Origin of the sequence: Bacillus massiliglaciei, assembly GCF_900098925.1 — a bacterium.
GTDB lineage: Bacteria > Bacillota > Bacilli > Bacillales > DSM-1321 > Peribacillus > Peribacillus massiliglaciei.
Window position 1 is genome coordinate 394,815 of sequence record NZ_LT622358.1, and the last position, 15,430, is coordinate 410,244.

The window sequence follows — 15,430 nt, forward strand, 5'->3', positions numbered from 1 at the left end:
GCGCACACATGATCGAAAAATTTATCAATGAATTAGAAAGACAAGGTCTGTCAAAAAATACGATTAAGAGCTATGAATTTGACATTGCTCAGTTTTGCGATTGGTTAAAAAGTAAGGAACTGGACCCCAAAATAACAGAAGAAGTGCTAACTGAATACACAATATTTTTATATTCCAAATATAGTGAAAATACTGTTTTGAGGAAAATTAAGAGTGTCACTCGGTATAACAAATATTTGTATCATATTGAAGAATCTCCATTAGTAATTGAGCCAAATGAAATAATCAAAATTAAAACAAACAACAGGACAATGAGAATGATGAGTATTAATGAATTTGATAGACTACGGCAAACAATATTAGAAGGTCAAAATAAGAGGGATATTCTTATATTTCACTTATTATTCGGAACTTGTTGCAGAATTTCTGAACTTATTAATATTGAACTGGATGATATAGAAATTACTGATCCATCACAAGGTTATATACAATTTAAAATTTTAAAAAGTGGAAAATTCCCCACTCCTATAAGAAAAATTAGCATAACTGAACCTCTTATTAAAATGATAAAAGATTACTTAGAATTTAGACCCATTTATCAAAGTAAGAAACTATTAATTGGACAAAAAGGCCCAATGACAAGGGATGCAATTAACAAAATGTTTCGGAAATACAGTTCGATAGCTAATATTAATTATACGGTTTCACCTCAAATGTTAAGACGTATGGGGATTTTTAACTTGTTAGTATTAGCACAAAATGAACCATTTGAAATATCTTGTATATCTAAAATTGCTAGATATACAACTGAATCATATACAGAAAAAATTTACGAGTTTTTATGTTCTAATTTAAAAGGGAACTTAGAACTTCAATCCTTTGAAACCAGATATATTAATTTAGGGTGGGGGAACGGTGGGGAGAAACCAAAGAAAGATTGTTAGTATAAAACCTAATGTGAAATTTGTTGTACGTGCAATAATGGCCCAATATGCAGAAACTTCAACAGGTGAGCCAATAGAAAAACAATATGCGTGTATAAAAATTAAAAATGAAGACACAAACGTTGAAGTAATTCATCCTCTTTCAACAGAATTTATATTAGATAATTGGAAAAACGCCCAGTACAATACTATGAAAGCACCGGCAAATACTATAGCGATGTTTTTAAATTTTTTAATAAGCGATAAGAGTAATAAAGTTAAAAGTCTTATAGAATTAAAATCAGACCATGTAATAAATTTTTTATCTGAGCTTTCTTATAAAAGGACACCTAAAAATACGGTCAAGAAACACGAGAAATATATAGAAAAGTTCTTTGATTTTCTAAATGAAAAAAAGATCATTGACCATAGCTTGAAAATTAAAGATGTTCAATACTTTTACAGTAGTCCGAAACCAAGACTTCATAAATTACCTGATGAATATATACTAACCTTTTTAGAAATTGCCTATCAAACGGATAGTAAAATTGCGTTTGCACTTTATTTGCAATTCTTTGGTGGACTCCGAACCGGAGAGATATGTAATCTTAGAATAAAAGATTTACAGCTTATAGGGGATAAAGGAGAATATGGTTTTATCGTGGATCTCTCGGAGGATCGAAACTTGAGAAAGGACATTATTAATACATCGGGGTCTAGCTATATTAAAAGTAAAAGAAGGCAAATCGTTTTTGGATTTAAGGATTGGTCAACTTTATTTTATGAAAAACATATGAAAAATTTAACAGAAGTTATGAAATTAAATGGAGAAAGCCCACTATTTCCTAATCAAAAAGGATTAGCCATGACAGGTAACAATTACTATTACCATTTTAATAAAACAAAGAAAATATTTCTACAGTATCTCAGAGATTCGAATAATATGGCGGATAGAAATAATGCTTTAGCACTTGAAGCTGAAAGATGGGCTAGTCATATCGGCAGGGGGATATTTTCCAACTTATTGGCTGAAGAAGCTGATAATTTATATGATGTAAGTTTTCCAAGAGGGGACAAAGGTTTTGACTCGGTAAAACCATATCTAGCTAGTACAAAACGAATTAAAGAAAAGTTAGAAAAAAAGATAGATGAAATATATAAGCAACAAGAATAAAAGAAGGTGGTAAGCATGGAACTTAATGATCAAAATTTATATATTTCTGTTACTGAAGCTTCTAAATTGCTTTCGATAAGTAGAGCCACAGTACAACAACTAATAAAAAAGGACGAGTTCCCAAACAGTTTTATTAATTCAAAGCAAAAGGGCTACCGAATACCAGTTACGGATATAGAGGCTTATAAAGAAAAAATTAAGAAAATAGAAGATGCTAAAAAAGACTTTTTATCAATTAGCGAAATGGCGGAAATCTCAGGGTGTACTAATGAGAAGATTAGAAGTGATTTGCGGAATGGAAAAATTAAAAAATTTAGTAGAGATGAAAATAATAATTATATTGTGCATAAGGATATTTTTGACGAGTATATAAAAGAACACATTGAAAGAAATGGTTTTTTAACTTTAAATGAAGCATGTGAACGATTATCCTTATCAAAATTAACGATTCACACATATGGCCCAAGAAAAGTATTTCCTAATGCTATTATTAGAGTAAGCGTAAAACTGTGCCCACCTACAACCTTAAAAACAACCATGAGATAATCTCCTTAAGTTTACAAGCTTGAAGGAGGTTTTTTTATGAACCCAACGCTCGAACAACAATGGAAGGAGCGTTTTGAAGATTTCGCTTCTAGCGGATTATCGAAAAGAGCTTTTTGTCGAAACAAAGACCTACCCTACCACCAGTTCTGCTATTGGATGAAAAAATTCCAAAACTCCACGCCGGTTACACCTTCACCTGTTCAGTGGATGACATTGGACGTCACCCCGGCTGAGACTTGGTCGTCTTCCCCGACACCAATCCGACTTCGGGCCGGCGGTGTCACGATCGAAGTCAACGAAGGCTTTAGCGAGGCGCTGTTGCGTCAAGTCTTGAAGGCATTGACAGGAAAATGATTGACGAAGTAACAATCGATAAGGTGTACCTGGCACAAGGGCCCACCGATCTGCGAAAATCGATTGATGGATTGGCTGCCATTGTACAGGAAACCTTTGAACTCAATCCATTCAGCCACTGCTTGTTTGTTTTCTGCAATCGCTCACGCGATAAATTGAAAATCCTGCAATGGGACCACAATGGTTTCTGGCTTCATTATCGGCGCCTTGAGAGAGGAACCTTCCAGTGGCCGTCTGGAAACAATGCCATCCCGATGGCCGTTACGAGAAAACAATTACGCTGGCTGCTGGATGGATTGTCCCTCTCTCAAAAGCAGGCACACCCCGCCGTGCAATCGCAAAGGATTGTGTGATATTTTCAATCGGAAAGAAGGAGTTTGTGCATATTTGTCGAATATTGCTTAGTATGAAAACGAACGTACAAACTCCACCAGCTGAACCAACAATTGAGTCGCTTCAGGCACAGGTGGAAGAGCTGACGGCTAAAATCAAGTGGTATGAAGAACAATTCCGCCTTAGCCAACAAAAACGATTCGGCTCTTCCAGCGAAAAGACGGATGACGACCAATTAGCGCTTCTGTTGTTTAACGAAGCCGAACAACTAGCCGATCCAACTGTATCGGAGCCCATACACGAAACAATCACGTATCGCCGTAAGAAAAAGCGAGGTCAGCGTGAAACATCCCTAAGCAGCCTGCCGACGGAAACAATCGAGTATCGATTGGCCGATGCGGACCAGGCTTGTTCGTGTTGCGGTCACGGACTACACGAAATGAGCGTCGAGGTCCGGAAGGAACTGGCCATAGAACCGGCAAAGGTGAAAGTGATCGAGCATAAACGCTTCGTCTACGCCTGCCGCCACTGTGAGCAACATGGCACAGAAACGCCAATCGTCACGGCACCCATGCTTCCTTCGGTCTTCCCGAAAAGTCTGGCTTCCCCGTCGATCATGGCGCATATCATCACACAAAAATATGTGGAAGGTCTGCCTTTGTACCGGCAGGAAAAGTACTTCCAACGTCTCGGCGTGAACCTGTCACGCCAAACGATGGCGAACTGGGTTTTGTATGGTGCGGAAAAGTGGCTTTCCATATTGTATGATCGCATGCATCAGGAATTGGTCAAACAGCCCATTGCCCATGCCGACGAAACCACACTTCAAGTCTTGCGCGAACCAGGCCGCGATGCGACAGCCAAATCCTATGTTTGGCTATATCGGACAGGGACCGACGGTCCCCCGATTGTCCTGTACGACTATCAGCCTTCACGCAAAGGTGAGCACGCCAAACACTTTTTGGAAACCTTCAGTGGTTATCTTCAAGTGGATGGCTATTCGGGTTACCTGAAAGTCCCGGATGTAATCTTGGTTGGCTGTTGGGCACACGCCCGTCGCAAATTCGACGAGGCATTAAAAGCGGCGCCACCTTCAGCAAAAGGGAAACAGACTGCCTCTGCCGAAGGCTTGCAGTTCTGTAACCAGCTGTATGCCATTGAACGGGCAATCAAAAAAGAATCCTCCGAAAAACGGTACGAGGTACGGCTTGAAAAAAGCAAGCCGGTCCTGGACCTCTTTTTGGCATGGCTTCAAACGAAACAGCCTCAAGTGGCACCAAAATCGAAATTGGGCGAAGCAATCACTTATGGTCTCAACCAGTGGGAATTATTAGAGGCTTTCTTACAAGATGGCCGATTGGAGATCGACAATAACCGGAGTGAGCGAGCTATCAAGCCGTTTGTAATCGGCAGGAAAAACTGGCTCTTTTCAAATACACCACGAGGCGCACGAGGGAGTGCGATCGTGTACAGCATAGTGGAGACAGCGAAGGAAAACGGGCTAAATCCCTACGAATACCTTCTCTACCTATTTCAGCAGCTTCCCACTGTGGATGTGAACAATGACGAAGTCATCCAAAAGATGCTTCCATGGTCGGTTTCACTGCCCGATCAATGCAGGGTACCGGTGAAGTAAATCAATCTTATCAGCATCCTCATCTTATCAAAAGGTGGGGATTATTTTACGCTTACTTATTAGAAATCAAACCGAGGGATATCTTATTCCAATATCAGATATAGAGGATTACGAAAATAAAAATGTCATACCAGAGGGATATGTAACCGTAAAACAGATAGCTGAAAAATACAAACTTCATCCGGAGACAGTAAGGGGACTAATTATGTTTTTGTCAATATTATATTGAGCCAGAGCGATCACTTTAAAAGTGAGCCACTTAGTGTCTGTTAACTCCCATATTTGGGAGTAGTTGGGTGTTTGGGTGCCTTGCCCCGGAGAGGGGCAAGACACCCAAACACCTCGCCCGCCGTTGTTACCCTTCGACAACTTCCCGATGTTGCATACTTTGACGGAATCTATAGGATTCTCCGTTAAGTAGGTGGATGTGCGATCGGTGCGTAAGGCGATCAAGTAATGCAGCGGTCATTTTATCGTCGCCAAATATGTTTGTCCATTCCGAGAATTCTAGATTAGTTGTAACAATAACGCTCGCGCGTTCATAACGACTTGAAAAGAATTGGAACAATAACTCTGCTCCAATTTTGGAGAAGGGGACATACCCTAACTCATCAACAATGATCAAATCAAATTTGAGCCACTTCTTCTCAAATGCCCCAAGCTTATGCTCCTCGTTGGCCATAAGTAATTCTTCTACTAACGCCGATGCTGTAATAAACTTAGTTTTATAACCATTTTGAATCATTTCTACCCCAAGAGCGATTGCCAAGTGAGTTTTACCAGTACCACTATTCCCCAAAAATATTAGATTTTCCTTTTTGTCTACGAATTCACCCTTAGCCATGGTGATAAAGCGGTTTCGATTCAAGCTTGGCATTAAGCTGAAATCATAGGTATCTAATGTTTTCTGGACAGGGAACGCAGCTTGCTTAAGTCTCCTCTGTCTCTGATTTTCTTCTCTTGTTTCTAATTCTGTTTCTAGTAATGCCAATAGGTATTCTTCATAACTTAGGTTTCTTTCCTCCGCTTCTCTAGCGAGAGAGCGATACTGTCTTCCGATTGTCGGCATTCTAAGTTGCTTTACAATATGATCTAGCATGATTTCTGCATTCATTTTGTCTGACCTCCAGTTAGTTGTTCATATTGAGCTACATTTGACTTTTTAACTTTATAGTCTAGCAGATTTGTAGGTGTCTTCTCTTTAGAGAGCTCGTGAGACTTCAAATGGTTATTCGTTAGCCTTTGGATGATTTCATGCACAACTTCATAACGAAAAACTTGTGCTTCCTCAGCCTCACTCAAGGCCTGTGTTAACTTTTCCATTCCAATTTCACGATGAAGGAGGAGAAGTCGTATGAACTTTCGATCTCCAATGGCTCCTTCTTGTTCTCTCATCTTCCGATGAAAACGCCTGAACACAGCTGGAATGTCAGAAGCTTGGAAAGCATGTGCATCACGTATCGCACGAGGCTTTTTTATCAACGCTTCTAGATAATGGTCCAATACAGTAATCATTTGATTTCGTTCATTTGAACGTAAATGTTCTGCGATCACTTGGTTTTGAGCCACAACGATCACTCGGTCGACAAAAATTTTTGCCCATACAGCTTGGCCGACATAACCACATGGGACAGAATACTGATTGGTTTCGATTGAGATTAGTGAAGTCTTGTTTACCTGACAAGAGACTAGCTTACAGGCTTCAAACCGTTGTTCAGGAAGTGGGTGAAGATATTCCTTTTCTTTAGCCCACATATCAGCGATTGTTTCTTTGGTATAAGGAACGGTTTTGCGTTCTGCCTCGTTAAAACACCAATCTTGTAAATAATCATTCAATTCATCTAGTGTCTGAACCTCCGGCTCAGGTACAAAGGCATTTCTTCTTACATAGCCTACCAATCCCTCTACACGTCCTTTTTCATTTCCAGATCTGACATTGCAGAACTCAGATTTGAATAGATAATGTGTTTGTAAGGCAAGAAATGATTCCTGTTCCAATCGGTCTCTACCTTGAAGGATTTTTACCACAGCTGTTTTTAAATTATCAAATAGACCTTCAGTTGGAACTCCTCCAAAAAATTCAAACGCATGAACAAATCCATCAAGGAAAGCTTCCTGTTTTTCATGAAGATAAGCTCTCACAAACCTTACACGACTTGCGGAAAGCTGAATGCAAAAGAGGTAAATACGTTTCTTTCGACCCTGTAGAATGATGTCCGCCTCTCCCCAGTCGAATTGGAATTGGTGGCCGAGTTGAAAATCAAGAGGAATGAAGACTTCCTGAAGCTTTTTTCTGCGTTTCCTTACTATTTTTCGTATATTAGATTCCGAACCTTCAAAGTCATATTCATTAACTAATCTGTTATATATATTGGTAGCCGTATGTTTCTGCTTACCCCATCGGTTGAGGTCATCCTCTAACCATTGGTCAATTATTGGTAATACCCGTTTTGTTTCTTCAGAATAATCTTTAGTACCACCATAGATTCTTTGGCGTTGTATGGTTGTTGGAGCTTCCTGTTCTTTTAAATACTTACTTACTGTATTCCTTGAAATACCAAGCTTTTTAGCTATTTGTCTTTGTGATAGTCCTTCTACCTCATGTAAGAATTTGATATTATAAAATTGAGCCATATCGATCATCCTTTGTGCCTCTCTCTAAAAGTGATAGTTTGGTCACTTTCAATCATAAGAGAGGTTATCAAAATTGGAAATCATGTGGCTCATTTTTTATGTGATCGAACCCTTCAAAAGTGGCTCAATATTAAATTATCAAATACATAATTAGGAATAACGTATTAAAAAGCCATAAAAAGTATGTTAAGGACACCTATATAGTTTTAGCATCAGAAGTAGTAGATTATTTTAAAGATATGCTAGAAATGAAAGAAAAATATGCAAATATAGATGAAGTATCCCAAATAATAGGATGTAATAAAGATACAATAAGAAATTATATAAAAAAGGGAATTATTAATGATTGCATACTAAGGTCAAACTCAGAGGGTTATCTTATCAATAGATCAGAAATAGACAGGATAAAAGAAATCTATACACAAGAAAGAATTCCGTTACCAACAGGATATATTTTTCCGGAAGATGTTATGAAATTGCTCGAAACAAGAAGCGTTCAAAGAGCAAGAGAAATTATAAAAAAACATATGAAATCTGCCAAAAAAGTTACAAACGGTTTTAACAATATTGAATATTGGATTGTGCTAGAATCTGAGGTTCTTCAGTACAAACAAAAACTTGAAAATGACAGGTTTATCCCTCAAACTCCCGGTGAATTTACTACTATTGATGCAGTCAACAAGTATAAGTTTGAAGTTAAAAAGATTTCCATCCCCTTAAAATTAGCCCAAACAGTCAAATTATACACGGAATATGCTTGTCAAAAGTTAGCTGAAAGTGAGGCAAGAGCAGAGACCCTTTCAAAAAAAACTGCTTATTATGTAAAAACTTTAAAGGCTTTAATTAAACATTTACCAAAGAGTATAAAAGAAATGACAGATGAAGATATTGAGAGTTTCTTAAATAATGAGAATCAACCTAAATATGTTAAACAATACTTTATAGGTTTTGTTCAGTATTGCTCTGAAAATATTGAGGATTGTAACTTTTTTAATCGATACGCAACGTTTAATGATCCAAATACAGATACTGATATATATTCCCTTGAAATTTTTAATAAATATTATGATCATGTTATAGACGTAGAGATGCACATAGAGAAAGCGATTAAATATAAAACATATGCACAGACATGGGTATATGTCATTATGCACTTAATGAATGCGTGGAGAAGTGGGGATATTATTTACGGTTTACCAACCATTGATTTTATTGATTTACCAATCAAAGATTTAACATTTTTTGAGAATAATAGATTAAGGAAAGAAGAGGCAAGATTGATTGTAAATCAAGTTCATATAAAAGTTGGTCAAATGAAGGTTTCGAAAACCGGGGCGCTTGGGCAATTTCTTTGTTTGGATAGTTTAGTTGAACCGTTTGCAACAGCAATCAGTATTACTGAGTTACACCGTAGAAAATACAATGATAAATTAATGCTTACTTCTGTTAGAGCAAATGGAATTAATAAAATGTTTTTTGAAAAAAAACCTGAACTATCTGGATTCCATAGTGTCAAAATGAATAGAACATTGATTACCTACTTTTTCCACCATGTTTCTGAATCAGAAGGGGATGCACATTTATCCTATGAGGCAGCTCAAATTTTACGAAGCCACTTAAATGAAGACACAACCGAAGTTTATATAAAATTTTCTAGCCCACAAGGTACTCTTGATAGTATGGCCTTTAATATATGTGAAAGGGGCCATTTTGGTTGGGTTTATAATACCATGATAAATCTTGTGTTGCACCAAAATGAACAAAAACTGGAGGATAGAACCTCTTTAATTAAATCTTTAAGTGAAAAGTATAAAGTAAATGATTTAGAAACGTATTCATCCTTTTTACTTGCAGAAAGAATTAAAAAGGAATCTTTAGCACTTAGGCTTTCAAAACTACCTAAAGAGGATTTAAAAAGATTAATTGTAAAAATATTCCGTGGAGAAATGCCAGCAAAGATGGCTTACGCTCAATGTTTAACATATCCAGAATGTAAAAGTCCTAAACGAACCTCTTGTATTGGTTGTGAGAACTTAATACCAACGGAATATTTATTACTTTCTATATCTGAACAGATTGAGACGAGTCTTTATAATATTTACAATAGTGAATTTGAATGGGATAAAGAACGAGAAAAGCATTTTCTAAAACAAATGTTTCTATTAATGAATGAGGCTATTGTTGAAAGAGGTAAAGAATATGTAGAGACCTTTATTGACCGCAAAAGAATTAAAAAATTATATGGAGCTATTCTTAAAGATAAAGAGGTGAAACAAATTGATAGTTCAGAAAAGGGTTAAGGAATTAAGTGGAGCATTAAATATCCAAATCACTGAAAATCATAAATTTGATAGAAACGACATATCTAAATATTTAGGTATGTTACAAACAAATAAAGATCAGGGTATCCTGCTTACAGATAGTTTTGAGAGTGATTATTGGTGTATTGTTGATTTTACGGGAATGCGTAGGTATTTAAAGTTCGATATTGACCTATATCCAGAATTAAAGGTTGCTTTAAAATGTTTTTTATTAATATTAATAGATACTAAATTTTCCATAAACCATATTCAATCAATTAATACAAATGTTAAACAAGCAATTGTAGTTTCTGGTGGATTTAAGAAAAAAAATGTAGATGCCTATGAAGAATATGCTATGTCAAAAACAATGAATAGCCGTTATAGATTTAATGATTATACTAGTAAATTTCTTTCATTTATAGAGCATACTTATCGTGATTTATATGACTTAAAGATTAAAAATATGGATTCGAAAAATAGAGATTTACCTAACTATGAAGTAATCATTGAATTTCATTATTTTATGATGGAATTTGAAAATCAAGCAACCCCACTTCAGAAATCAAAGTATTTTCCTATAATATTATGGTGGAAGGTTACAGGTATTATTCCAATGAGACCTAAAGAATTTTGTTTACTTGAATGGGATTGTTGCTACGAGCAAGGTGGTTATTACTTTTTAAAAGTTCCAAGAAGTAAACAAGAGGCAAAATCCTATAGTGAAATAAGCGTGACTAATGTTATACGTATAAATAAAAATATTTATGACTCCATTCAAGAGTATAAGCAAACAGTTCCTCCTGAATTAATTGGAAACTACTTACTTTCATTTCGGATACAGTCACGTTTCTTTCAAGCTGATAGCACAACTAAAAGGGAGGATATGTACCATCCAGATACGTTATATTGGCACTTGATGTCCTTATACAAAGAAATCATTGGTTGGAATAAAACTGATTTCTATCGCTTTGTTAAAAGAAATGAAAAAGGTGAAATCATTAAGATTTTCCGTAATTATATAACACCTGCTGATACACGACATTTTTCGATGTGTAATATGATGTTACAGGGGGTTAATCCATTAACTATTGCTAAAATGGCAGGACACACACGATTAGGTACTCAACGAAATTATTGGGGACATTTGGAATACTTTGTTGAATCTTATGTTTATATTATTTCAACAAAAGCCAGAATTCATAGGCTTGAGAAAGTTTAGGAGAGGGAATATTTGGTGTAAAAGATAAAATTAATGAATCACGAATCTATAAACCGGAGGATTTTCCTCTCCGAAAAGAGGTAAAACATGGATATTGCAAATTTGGGGCTTTTGACAATTGTGCTGGTGAATGTAGATATTGTGATGACTTTTTTTATTACCCAAAAAACCCTGATGAGGGATTGAAGTGGTTATTGTCCGGTTCGGATCATTTAGAACAGCAATTAGAAACAGAATTAAAGTCTCTATTAAATCTTTATAAAAATATGAAATTTAATTTTGCCACAGAATCCTATTCAATGCTAGATCATGAACAGATATTAAGCAAGGCAAATCTTATTAATCGCCTAATACGGCAAAAAGCTATGGTTGATTCTTTGCTGCCGGAAGATAGGGAGGTTATTGAATAGTATTATGAAAACAGAGTCTTATAGCGATGAAGAGTTAAAAAAATTACTATTGGAATACTCAAATAAACATACTGGTTCTATCACATATTTAGGGTTGCAAAAGGAAACAGGAATTAGTCGAAAAACTTGGAAAAGGCGCATGGAAGAAACTATTGAAACCCTAAATAGAAAGGTAATTACCAGTCATAATAATGTAGGTTTCGATGAAATACCATATCCGAATTTTGATTTAATAATAGATCGATTTTTAAACGATGAAAAAGGTTTAAGAGATGCTTTATATCATATTAAAGAAGTATTTATTAAAAATATTGAAGAAAACAATAAGCTTTCTGATCAACTAATGAAAAAAGACAAAAAAATTGATGAACTAACACAAAAAATAGAAAAGATAAAACATGAATTGAACGAAAAGAAACAGGAGGTTAAAAATTACGAAAAGATAATTATTGAGAGTACCAATCCAAGTGTAAGAAGAAGAAAAGGAATTAGTAGTAATCTTATTAAAATGAGTGAGCATAGAAAAGAGTCTGCTGCTTCGTTAGAATTGGAAGACGAATTTCCAGAACTGTTCGGGGATTTGGATGATGAAAGTTAAGAACAATTAAATCTGTATACTCCGATCTGCATTTATTTGAATGTTAGTATAATAATGTATCAATAGAGTGTACCAAATCGAGAAAGTATCTTTTCGAAATTATCGTGAAGGACTGCAAAAAGCTTATGAAACGGAATTAGCGAATTATGAAGAATATCGAAATGATTATTTGCTTTTGCAAAATTCACCGGTTGGTGATGTATTCCTACGTGCTTCCACAGATGAAATGGAGCATGCTAAACGATTGGCCTTTTTAAAATCATTTAAGAGCAAAGATAAAATTGAATTAAAAGATTATGGACCAGAACCGTTTATCGTTAATATACAGGAGGCTACGAAGCAAAACAATACGTATCGTACCGTTTTATGGACAGGAAGACATTTGCAAGTTACCTTGATGAGTATCAATGTTGGAGAAGATATCGGTTTAGAAATTCACCCCACAGTTGATCAATTCTTGCGTATTGAACAAGGTCAAGGGATTGTTCAAATGGGGGATCGTAAAGATAATTTAGATTTTGCAGAAAAAGTCTATGAAAACTTTGCCATTATGGTACCTGCTGGTAAATGGCATAATGTAACCAATACAGGTAATATCCCGCTAAAACTTTACTCTATTTATGCGCCGCCTCAGCATCCACATGGTACCGTTCACGTAACGAAAGCTGATGCCATGGCTTCTGGTCGTTGTTTTATGGCGAACTAAAATCGCTTGCAGAAAGTACACTATAACTTATCTGAAGAGCAGTAGTAGCCTATCACTGCTCATTTTTTGAAATGTATTTTGCTATTTTCACGTGTCAAATCATTAAAAAATTAAATAATAAAGCTACTTTTAAACACATAGTTTTGTTTTTTATATAAGTATTCAACTAATTAATCCTAAATTGATTCGAATACTTGAATAGCCCTATAGGGAAAATGACTTCATCATTTTCTTTAACATACAGAAATGGGCGCCTTTAACGAAACGGTGCTTGTCCTATTGCAATTGATTATTTTCCTTTTAAAATAAACCATCACCTATTAACCATTAAACTTTGCAAAAAAAGCCTCGAAATGCTTAATTTCTGGGCTTTACTTCTTATATGAACGTTTTTGTTACGGTAATTATATAAAAAAGTCTATTTTATAAAAATTATTTTATTCCATAATCGGGCCAGATTCTTGAACAAGAGAAGGAAATATTAGAATGTGAATCGAATCTCCTTAAGGGACTTTATTGAATAAGGATCTTAAAAATTGGATATTTATATTAAAATCGATATAAGGTTTAAGAATGACATTAGAACAGAATTTAAAACAATAAAATTTTTTGGTGGTGCCATTTGGTTATGAGGTTAGTTGTAATAGGTGGAGGTTTTGTAAAACATTTTGACAATTTTCATATAAATAAGAGGATTGTAGAATTGGTCGGTAAAGTAAATCCTAAGGTTCTATTCATACCTACAGCAAGTAACGATGATGAAGGTTATATAAAAGAGTTTAAAGACACGTTTGAGAAACAATTGAGTTGTCAAGTTGAAGTACTACGTTGTATAAATGAAAATCCAAATGAAAGTCAAATAATCGAGTTATTCAGATCCTCTGATCTTATGTACCTCGGTGGTGGTAACTACGTTAATATGATGAAGCATTGGAAAAAGTACAAAATCGACCATAAGTTAGAAGAAGCACTCAATTCCGGAACTTTAATTGCGGGTATTAGTGCAGGTGCTATCTGTTGGTTTAAGAGTGGAATTCGTTCAAATTATGAAGGAGAAGGATACATAGAAAGTTCTGGGTGGCAAATTATTAATAAAATTTTTTGTCCTCACTATAATCAAAGAGATAGAGCTGAGGCTTTGCATTCAATTTTATTAAATGGTAATAGAACTGAGGATACAATCGCTTTAGAAGACGACAGTGCTTTGTATTTTACAGATAACACTACTGAACTGATAGGTGATCCATCGAAGTCATGGTTACTTCAAGTTAAAGAAAACAAATTGGTAAAACAAAAAATTAATGCTTAATTGTAAATAATCTTTAGCTACTTGAACTACCTATTTTTTTCCTATTTTACATTTCTCATTATTCAATTATCGGGCACAATTCTTTAATAATTGCGTCTTTTTGTAATTGAACTTTAAGTTAAAAAATGTAAATAACGGAAATTTCATTGTGATATTATATAAGTTAATTAGGAAGCTAAATTAAGAGGTGTTAAGTAATGTTATTAAAATTAGAAACTGAACGTCTATATTTACAACCTTTCAACAAAGAAGACTCATTTAGAGTTCAAAAATTAGCAAATAATGAAGAGGTGGCGAGTATTCTAGGTCTTCCTCACCCTTATCTATTGGAATATGCTGAAGCTTGGATCGATACCCAACCAGAATTACTAAAAGAAGGTGTTGAGTACCCTTTAGCAATAGTATCAAAGAATACCAATGAACTAATAGGTACAATAACAATTAGAGTTGATAAAAACAATAGTAAAGGTGAACTTGGCTATTGGATTGGCAGAGATTTTTGGGGAAACGGTTTTGCAACTGAAGCTGTAAAACGGATGATAAATTTTGGATTTAACGAACTCAAATTAAACAAAATTTGGGCATCTGCTATTTCTAGAAACAAAGCTTCAATAATGGTTTTAGAGAAAGCTGGGTTAAAGAAAGAGGGAACACTTAGACAAAATAGACTTCTTTTAAATAATTTTGAAGATGTTGATGTATATGGACTTTTGAAAGTCGAATTTAAATAAGTAAGAACCATGTAAATAAATTTTTCAACAATACCAGTTAATAGAAGCTTCTTTGTTATTCGAAAAGGGCGCTTTCGTTGAAGATCGATGAGCTGTTTGTGCAGTTCTGTTATATTAAATAAACGGGTATTCTAATGTTAGATAAAGGGTGAGGCTTTGTGGCAAAAGGGTTACTTCATCATATTGAAATAAATGTATCTAATTTAAAAAAATCGATTGATTTTTGGAGTTGGTTTCTTGAAGAATTAGGATACAGTCCTTTTCAAGGATGGAAAAGTGGACAAAGTTGGAAAATAGGAAATACTTACCTAGTTTTTGTACAAACAGAAGAACGGTTTCTGGACGTTCCATATCTTAGATGCAGAGTAGGTATAAATCATTTAGCATTTCACGCAGGTTCACGCCAACACGTCGATGATATGACTATGAAATTAAAAGATAAAGGAATTAATATTCTTTATACAGACCAGCATCCATTTGCTGAGGGAAATGATCATTATGCTGTTTACTTTGAAGACCCGGATAGAATAAAAGTCGAGCTTGTAGCACCTTAA

General features: G+C 35.2%; 15 protein-coding genes. 13 read left to right on the top strand and 2 right to left on the bottom strand.

What is annotated here, in order from left to right:
* Window positions 1-8 precede the first annotated feature (8 nt).
* The 6 genes from BQ4305_RS10320 to tnpC are packed head-to-tail and all read left to right on the top strand — an operon-like array spanning window position 9 to window position 4,966.
* Window positions 9-944: a tyrosine-type recombinase/integrase gene (locus BQ4305_RS10320; protein ID WP_186324245.1), complete on the top strand. Its 936-nt coding sequence runs from the start codon at window positions 9-11 to the stop codon at window positions 942-944.
* Window positions 916-2,097, top strand: a complete 1,182-nt coding sequence (locus BQ4305_RS10325) for a site-specific integrase (protein ID WP_110927718.1) — start codon at window positions 916-918, stop codon at window positions 2,095-2,097. The genes BQ4305_RS10320 and BQ4305_RS10325 overlap by 29 nt, the downstream gene beginning before the upstream one ends.
* Before the next feature lie 15 nt (window positions 2,098-2,112).
* Window positions 2,113-2,643, top strand: coding sequence for a helix-turn-helix domain-containing protein (locus tag BQ4305_RS10330; protein ID WP_110927719.1), 531 nt, complete (start codon window positions 2,113-2,115; stop codon window positions 2,641-2,643).
* Window positions 2,644-2,679: 36 nt separating this feature from the next.
* Complete coding sequence (tnpA, locus tag BQ4305_RS10335; protein WP_061794402.1) at window positions 2,680-2,997, top strand: IS66 family insertion sequence element accessory protein TnpA; 318 nt, start codon at window positions 2,680-2,682, stop codon at window positions 2,995-2,997.
* Window positions 2,994-3,350, top strand: coding sequence for an IS66 family insertion sequence element accessory protein TnpB (tnpB, locus tag BQ4305_RS10340; protein WP_061794403.1), 357 nt, complete (start codon window positions 2,994-2,996; stop codon window positions 3,348-3,350). The genes tnpA and tnpB overlap by 4 nt, the downstream gene beginning before the upstream one ends.
* 53 nt (window positions 3,351-3,403) lie before the next feature.
* Window positions 3,404-4,966 carry an IS66 family transposase gene (tnpC, locus tag BQ4305_RS10345; RefSeq protein WP_110927720.1) on the top strand — a complete coding sequence of 521 codons (1,563 nt, stop codon included), beginning with the start codon at window positions 3,404-3,406 and terminating at the stop codon, window positions 4,964-4,966.
* Window positions 4,967-5,321: 355 nt separating this feature from the next.
* Here tnpC and istB read toward each other — a convergent pair whose 3' ends face one another.
* Both istB and istA read right to left on the bottom strand, forming a co-directional pair.
* Window positions 5,322-6,080, bottom strand: a complete 759-nt coding sequence (gene istB / locus BQ4305_RS10350) for an IS21-like element helper ATPase IstB (RefSeq protein ID WP_110927700.1) — start codon at window positions 6,078-6,080, stop codon at window positions 5,322-5,324.
* Window positions 6,077-7,600 carry an IS21 family transposase gene (gene istA, locus BQ4305_RS10355; RefSeq protein ID WP_234396927.1) on the bottom strand — a complete coding sequence of 508 codons (1,524 nt, stop codon included), beginning with the start codon at window positions 7,598-7,600 and terminating at the stop codon, window positions 6,077-6,079. Before istA ends, istB begins: the two co-directional genes overlap by 4 nt.
* Window positions 7,601-7,848: 248 nt before the next feature.
* On the opposite strand from istA, the gene BQ4305_RS10365 reads away from it, so the two are divergent.
* The 7 genes from BQ4305_RS10365 (at window position 7,849) to BQ4305_RS10400 (ending at window position 15,430) form a co-directional block, all read left to right on the top strand.
* Window positions 7,849-9,900: a MerR family transcriptional regulator gene (locus BQ4305_RS10365; RefSeq protein ID WP_199880646.1), complete on the top strand. Its 2,052-nt coding sequence runs from the start codon at window positions 7,849-7,851 to the stop codon at window positions 9,898-9,900.
* Window positions 9,878-11,122 carry a site-specific integrase gene (locus BQ4305_RS10370; RefSeq protein WP_110927722.1) on the top strand — a complete coding sequence of 415 codons (1,245 nt, stop codon included), beginning with the start codon at window positions 9,878-9,880 and terminating at the stop codon, window positions 11,120-11,122. Before BQ4305_RS10365 ends, BQ4305_RS10370 begins: the two co-directional genes overlap by 23 nt.
* A gap of 402 nt (window positions 11,123-11,524) precedes the next feature.
* Window positions 11,525-12,130 (top strand): hypothetical protein, encoded by a 606-nt coding sequence (locus tag BQ4305_RS10380; RefSeq protein ID WP_110927724.1) that lies wholly within the window; start codon window positions 11,525-11,527, stop codon window positions 12,128-12,130.
* Between the two features lie 169 nt (window positions 12,131-12,299).
* Entirely contained in the window at window positions 12,300-12,836 is a 537-nt protein-coding gene (locus BQ4305_RS10385; protein WP_407640155.1) for a cupin domain-containing protein, read from the top strand.
* A 628-nt stretch (window positions 12,837-13,464) separates the two neighbouring features.
* The gene (locus BQ4305_RS10390; RefSeq protein ID WP_110928009.1) at window positions 13,465-14,145 is read left to right on the top strand and encodes a Type 1 glutamine amidotransferase-like domain-containing protein; all 681 of its coding nucleotides are present in this window, start codon (window positions 13,465-13,467) and stop codon (window positions 14,143-14,145) included.
* Between the two features lie 197 nt (window positions 14,146-14,342).
* Window positions 14,343-14,876, top strand: coding sequence for a GNAT family N-acetyltransferase (locus tag BQ4305_RS10395; protein WP_110927725.1), 534 nt, complete (start codon window positions 14,343-14,345; stop codon window positions 14,874-14,876).
* 158 nt (window positions 14,877-15,034) lie between these two features.
* A complete protein-coding gene (locus BQ4305_RS10400; protein WP_110927726.1) occupies window positions 15,035-15,430 on the top strand; it encodes a VOC family protein in 396 nt (131 codons plus the stop codon).